Origin of the sequence: Bradyrhizobium sp. ORS 285 (genome assembly GCF_900176205.1) — a bacterium.
GTDB lineage: Bacteria > Pseudomonadota > Alphaproteobacteria > Rhizobiales > Xanthobacteraceae > Bradyrhizobium.
On record NZ_LT859959.1, the window covers coordinates 4,085,484 to 4,098,475 of the forward strand.

The 12,992-nt window shown below is 65.1% G+C and carries 12 protein-coding genes; 7 read left to right on the forward strand and 5 right to left on the reverse strand.

Going from position 1 to position 12,992, the window contains the following annotated elements:
• Nucleotides 1-95: 95 nt before the first annotated feature.
• Entirely contained in the window at nucleotides 96-1,625 is a 1,530-nt protein-coding gene (locus tag BRAD285_RS18420; protein WP_035645722.1) for an undecaprenyl-phosphate glucose phosphotransferase, read from the forward strand.
• Between the two features lie 87 nt (nucleotides 1,626-1,712).
• Nucleotides 1,713-2,981 carry an O-antigen ligase gene (locus BRAD285_RS18425; RefSeq protein WP_006611059.1) on the forward strand — a complete coding sequence of 423 codons (1,269 nt, stop codon included), beginning with the start codon at nucleotides 1,713-1,715 and terminating at the stop codon, nucleotides 2,979-2,981.
• Here the strand turns inward: BRAD285_RS18425 and BRAD285_RS18430 are convergent.
• On the reverse strand, nucleotides 2,978-4,156 hold the full coding sequence (locus tag BRAD285_RS18430) for a trans-acting enoyl reductase family protein (RefSeq protein WP_006611060.1): 1,179 nt from the start codon (nucleotides 4,154-4,156) through the stop codon (nucleotides 2,978-2,980). The genes BRAD285_RS18425 and BRAD285_RS18430 overlap by 4 nt on opposite strands.
• 124 nt (nucleotides 4,157-4,280) lie before the next feature.
• On the reverse strand, nucleotides 4,281-5,066 hold the full coding sequence (locus BRAD285_RS18435) for a DUF169 domain-containing protein (protein WP_006611061.1): 786 nt from the start codon (nucleotides 5,064-5,066) through the stop codon (nucleotides 4,281-4,283).
• Nucleotides 5,067-5,268: 202 nt separating this feature from the next.
• Here BRAD285_RS18435 and BRAD285_RS18440 point away from each other — a divergent pair, with 202 nt between their 5' ends.
• Complete coding sequence (locus BRAD285_RS18440) at nucleotides 5,269-7,110, forward strand: tetratricopeptide repeat protein (RefSeq protein ID WP_006611062.1); 1,842 nt, start codon at nucleotides 5,269-5,271, stop codon at nucleotides 7,108-7,110.
• On the opposite strand, the gene BRAD285_RS18445 is transcribed toward BRAD285_RS18440, so the two are convergent.
• On the reverse strand, nucleotides 7,107-7,895 hold the full coding sequence (locus BRAD285_RS18445; protein ID WP_006611063.1) for a YdcF family protein: 789 nt from the start codon (nucleotides 7,893-7,895) through the stop codon (nucleotides 7,107-7,109). The genes BRAD285_RS18440 and BRAD285_RS18445 overlap by 4 nt on opposite strands.
• Nucleotides 7,896-8,025: 130 nt before the next feature.
• On the opposite strand from BRAD285_RS18445, the gene BRAD285_RS18450 reads away from it, so the two are divergent.
• The 3 genes from BRAD285_RS18450 (at nucleotide 8,026) to BRAD285_RS18465 (ending at nucleotide 10,760) form a co-directional block, all read left to right on the forward strand.
• Nucleotides 8,026-8,967: an acetamidase/formamidase family protein gene (locus tag BRAD285_RS18450; RefSeq protein WP_006611064.1), complete on the forward strand. Its 942-nt coding sequence runs from the start codon at nucleotides 8,026-8,028 to the stop codon at nucleotides 8,965-8,967.
• Nucleotides 8,968-10,003: 1,036 nt separating this feature from the next.
• A complete protein-coding gene (locus BRAD285_RS18460) occupies nucleotides 10,004-10,201 on the forward strand; it encodes a hypothetical protein (protein WP_006614936.1) in 198 nt (65 codons plus the stop codon).
• An 82-nt stretch (nucleotides 10,202-10,283) separates the two neighbouring features.
• Nucleotides 10,284-10,760, forward strand: coding sequence for a GcrA family cell cycle regulator (locus BRAD285_RS18465; RefSeq protein WP_006614937.1), 477 nt, complete (start codon nucleotides 10,284-10,286; stop codon nucleotides 10,758-10,760).
• Between the two features lie 50 nt (nucleotides 10,761-10,810).
• Here the strand turns inward: BRAD285_RS18465 and BRAD285_RS18470 are convergent, their stop codons facing one another.
• Nucleotides 10,811-11,233 carry a DUF559 domain-containing protein gene (locus BRAD285_RS18470; protein ID WP_087877658.1) on the reverse strand — a complete coding sequence of 141 codons (423 nt, stop codon included), beginning with the start codon at nucleotides 11,231-11,233 and terminating at the stop codon, nucleotides 10,811-10,813.
• A 119-nt stretch (nucleotides 11,234-11,352) separates the two neighbouring features.
• A complete protein-coding gene (locus BRAD285_RS18475) occupies nucleotides 11,353-12,321 on the reverse strand; it encodes an SDR family NAD(P)-dependent oxidoreductase (RefSeq protein WP_035646984.1) in 969 nt (322 codons plus the stop codon).
• A 216-nt stretch (nucleotides 12,322-12,537) separates the two neighbouring features.
• On the opposite strand from BRAD285_RS18475, the gene BRAD285_RS35830 reads away from it, so the two are divergent.
• The gene (locus BRAD285_RS35830) at nucleotides 12,538-12,693 is read left to right on the forward strand and encodes a hypothetical protein (protein ID WP_006612802.1); all 156 of its coding nucleotides are present in this window, start codon (nucleotides 12,538-12,540) and stop codon (nucleotides 12,691-12,693) included.
• Nucleotides 12,694-12,992: the final 299 nt, after the last annotated feature.

Here is a 12,992-nt window from a genome sequence, read left to right on the forward strand (position 1 = left end):
AATTTCCCCCGGCGCTTTCAGCGCTTACATGACCATGAATACTAACAAACATAATCCGGGCTTGTACGACTGTGGAACCGATCAACGCTCGCTCGATGTTGGATGCTGCGGCCGCCACGGCCGCATCGACCGCCGCGGCCGGACGGCCGGCCGTTGAACGGCGCCGCCGCCTGTCGCCCGCCGCCCTTGCTGTCGCCAATCAAAAGGTTCACCGCGCCTACTCTCCCATCGTTCTCGCCGGAGTCGTGCGCATCACGGACTTCATGCTGCTGAGCATCGTCGGCAGCCTCGTCTACTTCGGCTACGTCGTTCCGCTCAGCGGCTTCCATTGGGAGTATCTCGTTGCCATCCTCGGCTTGGCAGTGAGCGCTGTGGTCTGCTTCCAGGCCGCCGACATCTATCAGATCCAGGTCTTCCGCGCGCAGGTGCGGCAGATGACCCGGATGATCTCGTCCTATTGCTTCGTGTTCCTGTTGTTCATCGGGCTGTCCTTCTTTGCCAAGATCGGCAGCGAGGTCTCCCGCCTGTGGCTGGCGGCGTTCTTCTTCATCGGGCTGGGTGCGCTGATCGCGAGCCGCGTCGTGCTGCGCAACCTGATCCGCAGCTGGGCGAGACAAGGTCGGCTCGATCGGCGCACGATCATCGTCGGCGCCGACCAGAGCGGCGAAGACCTGGTGCGGGCGCTGAAGGCGCAGGACGATTCCGAGATCGAGATTCTCGGCGTATTCGATGACCGCAACGACTCCCGTGCGCTCGAGACCTGCGCCGGCGCGCCCAAGCTCGGCAAAGTCGACGACATCGTCGAGTTCGCCCGCCGCACCCGCGTCGACCTCGTGCTGTTCGCGCTGCCGATCTCGGCGGAGACACGCATCCTCGACATGCTGAAGAAACTGTGGGTGCTGCCGGTCGACATCCGCCTCTCGGCCCATACCAACAAGCTCCGCTTCCGCCCCCGCTCCTATTCCTATCTCGGCACCGTGCCGACGCTCGACGTCTTCGAGGCGCCGATCACGGATTGGGACCTCGTGATGAAGCTGCTGTTCGACCGGCTGGTCGGCGGCCTGATCCTGCTGCTCGCGCTGCCGGTGATGGCGCTGGTCGCGCTCGCGATCAAGCTCGATAGTCCGGGACCGGTGCTGTTCCGGCAAAAGCGGTTCGGCTTCAACAATGAGCGGATCGACGTCTTCAAATTCCGCTCTCTGTATCATCATCAGGCCGATCCGACGGCGTCGAAGGTCGTCACCAAGAACGACCCGCGCGTGACCCGCGTTGGCCGCTTCATCCGCAAGACCAGCCTCGACGAGCTGCCGCAGCTGTTCAACGTGGTCTTCAAGGGCAATCTCTCCCTCGTCGGGCCCCGGCCGCATGCCGTCCAGGGCAAGCTGCAGAACCGGATGTTCGACGAGGCCGTCGACGGCTACTTCGCCCGCCATCGCGTCAAGCCCGGGATTACCGGCTGGGCGCAGATCAATGGCTGGCGCGGCGAGATCGACAACCAGGAGAAGATCCAGAAGAGGGTCGAGTTCGATCTTTACTACATCGAGAACTGGTCCGTGCTGTTCGACCTCTACATCCTGCTCAAGACGCCGCTGGCGCTGATGACGAAGAACGAGAACGCCTACTGATGTCTGGGATCCGAAGCAGGCACCAGCCCGCTTCGTGTGTTTGTTGGATCGGTCCCGCCACGCGTTGCGTATGAGTGTGAGTTCGTGATGGCGTACACGGCGGCAGCCGGAGAGTTTGCGTCGAGGCCGATCGCTCCTCCGGGCGTGATCGGCCTGCAGCGCGTGCTTGTCTGGCTGATCGGAGTCTCCGGCGCGATCGTCTTCATCGAACCGAGCCCCTATGAGCTGGTGACACTCGCCTCCGCCGCGGTGTTCGTCGCCAGCGGAATCAGGCTGCGCGCGGTCTTCCTGCCTCTTCTTCTGCTCCTCTTCCTGGTCAATCTCGGCTACACGATCAGCGCCGTTCCGCTGCTGGACGATTCCAAGATCGCGAGCTGGATCGCAACCTCCTGGTACATGGCGGTCACAGCCATGCTGCTGGCCATGGTCACCGCCGAAGACACCGCGGCGCGGCTCGACATGCTCCGGCGCGGCCTCGTGATGGGCGGCGCGATCGCCGGTCTTGCCGGTGTGGCCGGCTATTTTCATCTCGTACCGGGCGGCTACGACCTCCTCACACTGTATGGCCGTGCGCGCGGCACGTTCAAGGACCCGAACGTGCTCGGCGCGTTCCTGATCCTGCCGGCACTGCTCGCGCTGCAGAATGTCGTTACCGCCCGCCTCGCCGCAACCTTGCGCGCCAGCTTCGCGCTCGGCATCATGGCGCTTGCCATCCTGCTCGCCTTTTCCCGGGCGGCCTGGGGCGGCCTCGTGCTCACCGCCGCCTTCATGCTGGTGTTGATGGTGCTCACCAGCAAGACGCGGAGTGAACGCTCGCGCATCATCGTCATGACGCTCGCGGCCGCCGTGGTGGGCATGCTCCTGATCGGCGTTCTGCTCTCCATCGACGCCATCGCCGACATGTTCAAGCAGCGGGCGAGCTTCGACCAGAGCTATGACGAGGGCCGCTTCGGCCGGTTCGGCCGCCACATCCTCGGCGCCGACATGGCACTCGATCTGCCGTTCGGGATCGGACCGCTGCAGTTCCACAACTACTTCCCCGAGGACACCCACAATTCCTATCTGAACGCCTTCATGTCAGGGGGCTGGCTGTCCGGCATCTGCTATCCTGCGCTCGTCTTCACAACTGTCATTCTCGGCTTCCGCTATCTGTTCGTGCGCGTGCCGTGGCAGCGCACCTATATCGCCGTGTTCTCCGCCTTCCTCGGCACCGTCGGCGAAAGCTTCATCATCGACACCGACCATTGGCGGCACTTCTTCCTGATGCTCGGCACGATGTGGGGCATGATCGCCGCCACCCGCGCCCATCAGGCAGCGAGCCGATCCGCAGAGACCGGCTCGCACGCGGTCTCCTAATCCTCCGCCGTGAACGTCAGCCCGGCATTGTCGACCAGCCGCTTGATCAGGCTGTCCTGCAGCGCTGCGCCCGGAGTCCAGAAGCCGCCCTTCACACTGGCACCGTCGCGCAGCAGGCCAACGGCACATTCAGAGATCATCTTCGAGGTCGAGCCGTAGCCGGGATCGCGGTCGCCCTTGACGGTGGCGCGGACCTGGCGACCATCGGGGGCGATCGCGACAAAGAGGAGGTTGTAGTAGCCATTGTCGCGCTCCTCCTTCGAGGGGCCCTCGCCCGGCTTCGGCGCGTTCGGTCCGGTCTTCTCGGCATTCGCGGCCATCACCTTCTTGGCGTTGGCCTCGCCCTTCTCGCCCTGGCCGGTCAGCACCATCTCGTCGTAGACGAAGTCCTGGCCGTAGGGGAAACCCATCAGCATGTTGGAGCGGTGAACGTTGCGGGTGTTGATCAGCGCCATCATGAACGGCGCCGCCCAGGACTGCAGGTCCTCCTCATAGACCGGCTTGTTGCCGGCCGGCTGCTTCGGGCCCTTGAAGCCCGGCGTCAGCGCGAAGAAATCCTTCAGGATCGAGACCAGGCTGAGATCCTTGGCGACCGCATCGAACGTCGCCTTGGCGCTCGCGGCGGTGCCGCCCGACAGCGTGCCGCTCATGCCGCGGACGCGGCCCTTGACGCGGGCGGCCGGCGCGCCGAGCACCTTTTTCGCCTGCTGCTGCACGAAGTAGACGCCGAGCTCGAACGGCACGGAATCGAAGCCGCACGAGAACACGATGCGGGCGCCGCTTTTCTCCGCGGTCGCTTGATGCTTGTCGATCATCTGCCGCATCCACACCGGCTCGCCGCAGAGGTCCACATAGTCGGTGCCGGCTTCGGCGCAGAGCGCGACGAGCTCGTTGCCATAGAGCTGATACGGACCGACGGTGGTCAGCACCAGCCTGGTCTGCGCCACCATCGCCTTCAGCGACTCCGGATTGGACGCATCGGCTGCGATCAGCGGCGTATCCGCCGGCGCGCCAATTTCGTCACGGACCGCGGCGAGCTTGTCGAGACTGCGGCCGGCCATCGCCCAGCGCAGCGAGCTGTCGCCGCGATACTGCGTGGCGAGATAATCAGCGACGAGCTTGCCCGTGAAGCCCGTGGCGCCGTAGACGACGAGGTCGAATTTGGATGACGTCATTCTTGTTTCCTAGCGATCAACTGCAAATCTGTTGCTCCGTCATTGCGAGGAGCCCTTGCGACGAAGCAATCCAGACTGTCGCTGAGCCTCTGGATTGCTTCGCTACGCTCGCAATGACGTTCATTTACTTCTTCCCGTACGACACGCTCATGCCCGCGCGGACGTCGTTCTGGATGCCATAGGGCGCGATCGGATAGCGCAGGCCGTTCTTGGCGAGTTGCTTCATGCCGGCGATCGCCTTGGCCAGATCGGCCGGCTTCAAGGCCATCAGCATCTCCTCGTCGGGCACGCCGCCATAGCGGCGCTCGGCGAAGCAGGGCAGCGACAGGCTGGGCTCGCCGGTCTTCAGCGCACGGCCCCAGGAATCGGCGCAAGCGGTCTCGCCGACGACGCCCCATTCGAACTTCTTGTAGCCGACATATTGCAGACCGTTGATCAGGATGATCATCTGGCCCGGCGTGGCATAGACGAGGCAGATGTCCGGCGGATCGAGCCGGCCGCTCGCCAGCGGGCTGACGGCCATTGCTTGGTAGCGGCCGAACGGCACCACGTCGAGCGCCTCCTGCCGCTTGCGCGCGTCCTCCGCGGTGCCATGCCAGACGCCGACATAGCCTTCACCCTTGAGCCACGTCTCGTCCTGCGGGCCGAGCCCGATCACGGCGCGGCACTGCGCGCCGACGAGGTCGTCGCCGGTGATGCCGACGGTCCAGCCGAGCCGCGCGGCCATGCTGACGATCTGGTCGGTGGTGTGCACCGCATTGGGCCGGCGGATCTTCTCCACCGCCTCCATGTCGGCGACGCCGGCGAACATCTTGATGCCGATCACGGTGGTCTTCAGCCGCAGCAGAGCGTTGAGGTCGGCCACCATCGCCGCCAGATCGAGCCGTTCGGAGGCGTTCGGCTGTTGCATGTGGCGCTTCCCTCTCTGCTCCGCGATCCGAGCCCGCGTCACGTGTCATGGCAAGGCCTGGTTCGACTTCGGGGCGCTTGTTAGACGCTCGCAGCCCGGGAGGCCAGCCCCTCCGCCGTCCTGGTTCGCCTACCCTACCATGATCCTTCTCGATCCCCCGGGAATCACTTATGAATTTTCGATCCCCAGACAGGATCGAGCGATGAGCCGCAGTGACCGGAACAAAGGCGCGATGAGCGCGAAGCCCGGCCCGACGGCGGCGGCGCCGCTGTCGGCCTCGCTCTACGAGGCCGGTCTGCAACACCTCGGCGGCGGCCGTATGCTCGACGCGCAGATGTCCTGCGAGCAGGCGCTGGCGGCCGACCCGAACCATGCCGACAGCCTCGCGCTGATGGGCATCATCGCGCTGCAGACGGGCCAGCACGACCATGCCGTGGCGTGGTTCTCGCGGGCGATCCGGCAAAGCCCGAAGATCGACTATCTCACCAGCCTCGGCTTCACGCTGAAACAGATGGGCCGGCTCGACGATGCGCTCGCGGTTTTCGACAAGGCGATCCAGCTCAAGCCCGATGATGCCGAATTGTGGAAGCACATGGGCGGCGTGCTGCTGGCGCAGAACCGCAGCGCCGAAGCGCTGCTGAGCTATCAGCACGCGCTGTCCATCAATCCCGTCCACCGGGAGGCCGCGTTCCAGAGCGGCCTGCTGCTGCATGGGGAGCAGCGTTATCAGGAAGCCGTTCAGGCTTTCACGGTCTGCCTGACCCAGCAGCCTGACGACCTCCAATCGCTGCAGATGCGCGCCCGCTGCGCCCGCCAGATGAAGCGTTACGACGACTATCTGGCCGATTGCCAGCGCGCTCAAACGCTCGCGCCGACGGATCCCCTCGTCTGCAACAATCTCGGCGATGCCCTCGTCTGTCTCGGCCGCAGCGCAGAGGCTCTGGCCTGGTTCGACAAAGCGCTGGCGCTGCGGCCGGGCTTGGTGGACGTGCTGCACAACAAGGGCTTTGCGCTGCTGCAGCTGTTGCGCTTCGAGGAGGCGGCTGCGATCTATCGCGAGATCCTCGCGATCGAGCCCGACAACGCCAAGGCTGAGTGGCAGCTCGCCCATGTCGAGCTGCAATGCGGCGACTACGAAGCCGGCTGGGCACATCGCGAGGCGCGCTGGAAAATGCCGGATTTCTCGCCCGACTATCCGCGCTTCGCCCAGCCGAAATGGCTGGGGAAGGAGGAGATCGCCGGCCAGACCATCCTGATCGAGGAGGACGAGGGTTTTGGCGACAACATCCAGTTCGCACGCTATCTGCCGATGGTCGCGGCGCGCGGCGGCAAGGTGATCCTGGTGGTGCGCGAGCCGCTGCAGCGGCTGATGGCCGGAATTGACGGGGTCTCGCAATGTCTCGCCTTCACGCCGGACCTGCAGCGGCCGGCGTTCGACATGCATTGCCCGATCATGAGCCTGCCGCTCGCCTTCGGCACCACGCTCGCCACCATTCCGCCCGCCGACTATCTGCCACCTCCCCCGGCCGACCGCGTCGCGGTCTGGGAGCAGCGGCTGGGATGGCACGACCGGCTGCGCGTCGGCCTCGTCTGGTCCGGCAACCCGCACCAGGCCAATGACGGCAACCGCTCGATGCCGCTGTCGACCCTGCTGCCGCTGCTCGATGTCGAGGCGGACTTCATCAGCCTGCAAAAGGAGCTGCGGCCGGCGGACAAGGCGCTCCTCGCGCAGCAGAGCGGCATCCGCGACGTCACCGCTGATCTCTCCGACTTTGCGGAGACGGCGGCTCTGATGTCGTGTCTCGACGTCGTCGTGACCGTCTGCACCAGCGCCGCGCATCTCGCCGCGACCTTGGGACGGCCGACCTGGATCATGCTGCCCTATGCCGCCGATTGGCGCTGGCTGCGGGATCGCGATGACAGTCCGTGGTATCCGAGCGCACGGCTGTTCCGGCAGGATGCCGGCTGCCGCTTCGAGCCGGTGGTCGCGCGCGTGCGCGGCGAGCTGGCGGCGAAGGCGGCCGCCTTCACACCAACGCCTTAGGTCGGGCCGGGAAACAGATCGTCGGTGCGGCCGCGCAGGCGGTAGGCCAAAAGCCCCACCCATTCGCGCACGGCAATGTCGGCGCGGCGCAGGCCGAGCAGCGAGATGCCGTCGACATCGAGCACGCGGCCGACGCGCCAGTCCACCGGATAGGGCTCGACCGGGAAGCCGGCTTTGCGGAACAGGCCGATCGAACGCGGCATGTGATAGGCCGAGGTGACCAGGAGCCAGCGCTCGCCGGGCTTCGGGGAGATCATTGCCTTGGAGAAGATCGCATTCTCGTAGGTGTTGCGCGACTGCCGCTCCAGCAGCAAGCGCTCCTTGGGCACGCCGAGGCTCAGCAGGATTTCGGCGCCGACGTCGGCTTCCTTGGCTTCCGTCGCAATCAGGTTGGCGCTGCCGCCGGTGAACAGGATTCGCGCATTCGGATAGCGCCGCGCCAGCACCGCAGCCTGGATCACCCGGTCGGCGCCCGCGACCGTCACCGGCATGCCGTACATGACGGAGAGATCGGAATCGACGGGACCTCCGAGCACAATGATGCCGTCCGGCGGGCCCTTCGCCGGGTCCCATTTCGGGAAGCGGCTTTCCAGCGGAGACAGCATCAGGCTGCCGAGCGGCGTCAGCCCGACGATCGCCAGCAGCAGCATCGCCGACACCACCAGCCTGCGTCCCGCCCGGGCAAACCGCGTCAGCATCAGGAGAGCGCCGATGAGGCCCAGCGCGATCATGAAATTGGTCGGCAACGCCAAGAGGCCGAGCGTCTTCGACAACACAAAGAACATTCCTGGCTCCGGCGCGCGGTGAGAGACAACGGCTGCCCTCATACACGACAGCCGCCATGCGTTGCCATCTCTCTGCGAACGCGACGTGATGGGCTATGCTCTTCGCCGAACCGGCACGAATGAGAGCACCATGGCCCATCATCATCTGCACGCCAGCCCCGAGACCTGCCATTGGGGCTTCTTCGAATCCCGGCTGAAGCCCGTGCTGACGGTCGACAGCGGTGACGAGGTCACGATCGATTCGATCAGCGGCGGGCCCGACGTGGTGCCGGATACCAGCAAATTCCACGTGCCGCCGGAGCTGTTCGATGTGCACGCGCGCAGCGAGCGCATGGTGCCGGGCCATATCCTGACCGGGCCGGTCGCGGTGCGCGGCGCCGAGGTCGGCGACGTGCTGGAAGTCGAGATCCTCGACGTTCAGCTGCGGCAGGATTGGGGCTACAATTTCATCCGGCCACTGGCCGGCACCCTGCCCGACGATTTCCACGAGAGCCGGCTGATGAACATCCCGCTCGATCGCGAGCGCATGGTCGGCAAGATGCCGTGGGGCCTGGAGTTGCCGCTGGCGCCGTTCTTCGGCGTGATGGGCACGGCGCCGCCGCCGGCCTGGGGCCGCATCACCTCCCTGATCCCGCGCGCGATGGGCGGCAATCTCGACAACAAGGAGCTGGGCGCCGGCGCTAAACTGTATCTGCCGGTGTTCGTGCCGGGGGCACTGTTCTCCTGCGGCGACGGCCATGGCGTGCAGGGCGACGGCGAGGTCTGCGTGACCGCGATCGAGACCGCATTGCAGGGCCGCTTCCGTCTCACCGTACGCAAGGATCTGACATTCGACTATCCGCGTGCGGAGACGCCCACGCACTACATGACGATGGCGATGGACCCGGATCTCGACCAATGCGTGGTGAAGGCGCTGCGCGACATGATCGTGCTGCTCGGCGAGAAGCGCAATCTGTCGCGCGAGGATGCGTATACGCTGTGCAGCCTCGCGGCGGACCTGCGGGTGACGCAGACGGTCAACGGCTCCAAGGGCATTCACTGCATGATCGCTAAGTCGGTCGTGCACGGCTGAGTTTTGCGTCGGGAGCGCACGGTAGCGCCACACACACGGCGGTCGTCCGGGGCTTGACCCGGGACCCATAGCCACCGGCGGATGTGGTGACACGAGGGGGCCGGACCTGCGCAAGCCAACTGCTCCCTGGGGTTATGGGTCCCGGGTCAAGCCCGGGACGACGGCGGAGTGTGAGGCGCGAGCGGAGCAACCCACCGACACGAGTGGAGACGCGCGCGAACACACATCCGCGGTCTCGCGACAATCCTGCCCGAGTCATGCTGCAACTTCCGCCCTCTGAAACATCGGAGGGCGCAGGGAAGGCCAGGCGTCGGCTGACGCCTGCGGCCCGCCTGCGAGAAAAAATGCAGGCGGCAGGTACCACAGGTGCAGCCGAGAACGCCCGGCCTTCCCTGCGCGATGGTTTTCACGCTTATGGCGCGCTCTCCCCGGTGTCCGGCTTAATAGCCACCGTCGTCAGCGGGATCATCGCCCGCTGATTTGGCGCCAGCTTCGGGGCGCCAGGACCACACGCTTTTGCGTCCGCAATCAGCCGTTCGTCCGCGCATCCGTGAGAACACGCTGCGGCTCCATCGCGGCCATCGCATCCCCGCCTCGCGTGTCGTGACGATCGCGCGCTACGCCCCTTCCGAGTGAGGCGGGATACGCGGAGTAAAGCACGATTTCCGGAAAAACGAAAGCGTTATTTTCTGAATCGTAGAAATCGTCGTTCGGCGTCGCCGCCGCCAGGCCGGCCGGGGGCGCGCGGCGCCGGGAACCATCGCAACACACGTTCGATTGGCTGGGGACCAGCCATCGGAGGAGTCCCGCCGGTTGCAGTGCGAATCCCCTCCACCCGCTCGTGCACCGTACCATTCCGGGCCGGGACTCGCCGAGCGCGCGGAGAGTCATCGCCGCGCCCCGTCGGATTCGTCACATTTCTTTAAAATTCAATGCCTTAACCACTTATCCCCAAGTGGCTGTACAACCCATTGGATTCCTAATAGAGTCTAAAAAGTTACTTTTCTGTACACCGGTTACGGACTAGCTTTTGGGCATGGCGACGGAAAAAGCCGAGACTGACCGCATCCCCGTAACCCTGGCCCTGGCCACCATTGGCTATCTCGAAAAGCTCGTGAAACAGGGCACCCACGGCACCAGCGTTCCGGGTGTCTGCAGAACGTTGATCGAAGAAGGCATCCGGCTCGCCATCAAGGACGGGCTGCTGTCGATTCGCGACAACGGACGGGCGTAACAGGGACACGTAAGCGGAGACAGTTTCGGGTGCAGCCGTCGGCCAGGACGATCCAGGACGGATCAAACTTGGAAGCGACACAATGCCCGCCGAACGACAGACCCAACCCACCTGGACCGAGGAACGGCTCCAGGCCCTGAAGCAGCACTTTGAGGCCGGGCTGACCTGCCGAGAGATCGCCGCCGAGCTCGGCGTCAGCCGCAATGCCGTGATCGGCAAGATCTCCCGCCTCGCGCTGACGCGCGACAATGGCGGCGACACCAGGCGCATGGTCCGGGACAACGCCCGCGACGGCGCCCGCCGCCCCGTGCCGAAACTGCGCCGCCGCATCCTGCGCGCGGTGCCCAACGATCCGCCGCCGATCGTGATCGAGGAGCCGCCGGCCGGCCCGGTCGAGAACGGCTGCTCGCTGTTCGAACTCTCCAAGGAACGCTGCCGCTGGCCGATCTCCACGCCCGGCGCGGACGATTTCTGCTTCTGCGGCTCGAAGCCGATCGAGGGCTTGCCGTATTGCCCGAGCCATACGCGGATGGCGTATCGGGTGGCGTCGTCGCGGTAGAAGAGAACGACAGCTTAAACCCACAAGCCTATCGGCTTGTACGCACGCGATCACGCTTTGCTCGGTCTCCGTGTTCTGCGGGGACGGCGCGGCCGTCTCGTCTCCCCTCCCCCTTGCGGGGAGGGGTCGGGGGTGGGGGTCCACGCGCACTGAATTTCGTGAAGCCCGCCTTCAATGTTGCCAAGCACGTCGTTGTTCCAGAATCGAAGAACGCGATAACCAGCAGCTTCGATTTGCTTGGTGCGAGCAGCGTCTTCTTCTTTCCGCCAATCATGCTGGCCACCATCGACTTCGATTACCAGTTTTGCTTTGCGACTGACGAAGTCGACGATGAAGGGACCAATCTGCGCCTGACGACGGAAGTGAGAGCCGGCCAGCTTGAGGTCGTGGCGAAGATGTTGCCAGAGGACTCTCTCGGCGTCAGTGGGCTCGGCGCGCATACGCTGCGCGAAAGATCGTCGGGCGTCATCCATGGCGTTCGATCTCACTAGCAGCGGGACTCGTGGACCCCCACCCCCGACCCCTCCCCGCAAGGGGGAGGGGAGCTCACTGTCCGGGCCGTACGAGCGATGTCCACAACTAACAGGTATCCCTACCCCAGCTTCCACCCCGCCTCCTGGGCAAACCGCTGGAAGAACTCCGGCTCGTAGGCCTGCTCCGGGGATTGCCGCACGCGCATGTCGAGCAGCTTGGCGTCCTCGCCGACCAGGATGCGCCATTGCTCGGCCTTCACGCCCTCGAGGATGATCTTCGCCGCCTGTGCGGCCGTCGTCGGCGCATCCTCGAGGAAGCTGCGGGCGCGTTCGCGGGCGGCGTTCTGGATGTCCTGATCGCTCATCGCTGAGACGTCGATGCCCATGCCCTTCATGCGCTGGCGGGCCTGGGCGAGCTCGGTCTCGCTGAGCTCGTCGGAGGCGCCGCCGCTCTGCACCTTGCGTGAGTTCGAGACGATCGAGGTGCCGATGTGGCCGGGCATCACCACCGAGCATTTGATGTGCGGGGCGTTGAGGCGGAGATCGTTGATCAGCGCTTCCGTAAAACCCTTCACGGCGAATTTCGCGGCGCTGTAGGCGGTGTGCGAGACGCCCATGCCGACCGAGGCCCAGAAGCCGTTGACGCTCGACGTGTTGACGATGTGGGCCTCGTCGGCCTTCAGCAGCATCGGCAGGAAGGTGCGGACGCCGAGATAGACGCCGCCCCAGCAGATGTTGAAGGTGCGCTCCCACTGCTCGCGGCTGTTGCTGAACAGGCTGCCGCCGCCGCCGATGCCGGCATTATTGAACAGCAGATGGATCTTGTCGGTCGCCTGCTGCTCGGCGAGCTCATCGCGGAAACGCTGCAGCTGCGCCTCGATCGAGACGTCGGCGACGTGCGTGGTGACGCGCAGGCCCTGCGGCAGCCCATCGGCCTCGCACAGCCGCCTGGTCTCGGCCATCGCCTCGGTCGAGATGTCGCACATCGCGACGTTGCAGCCCTCGGCAACGAGCTGTCGGGCGAGCTCGCGGCCCATGCCCGTGCCGCCTCCGGTGATCACGGCGGTCCTGCCGGCGAAATCCTTCATCGACGTCTGTCCTTCCCTGTGGCCGGCGCGACAGCCGGCGACCTGCTCGTTCTCTTCGCGGAACGCGCGCCGAGCTTAGGGCGTTTGCCGGACAAGACCAGAGAAGATGTCGCGGTCGACGTTGCAACGCACCACCGAAAAGACTCATCTCCCGGTTGAACCGCGCGCGATCGCCTCCGACATATTCCATGGGGAGGCAGGCTCGAGGAGGTTCGCATGGCGTACCAACAGGGGCACTGGCAGGACGAGAGCTGGCACGACACGATGGTCGACCAGGTCGTCGCCGACAACGGCGCTTATGTCACAGGCTGGACGATCTCAGGAATTGCGGTGATCGGCACCATCGTCGCCGTGTGGCTGCTCGGGATCTGACCAGCGCGACGCGCTTCATCATGACGTGGCGGGCCGCGCCAAGCGTGGCTTCGCTGCCGTGTGCGCCGCTCTTTCCTCCGTCATTGCGAGCGCAGCGAAACAATCCAGAGTCCCGCCCACAGCCCCTGGATTGCGTCGCTGCGCTCGCAATGACGTGGGGAGAGCCCACGGTCTCGCAGTAGCTTGGCGCTCGGAACAAAGTTCTCACAACCGTCATGCGCGCACATACCGGGTGACTTTCCGAAGGTCTCGCGAGCCTGAACTCGTTGCATACAATTGAAGTTGATTGATTAAAATAT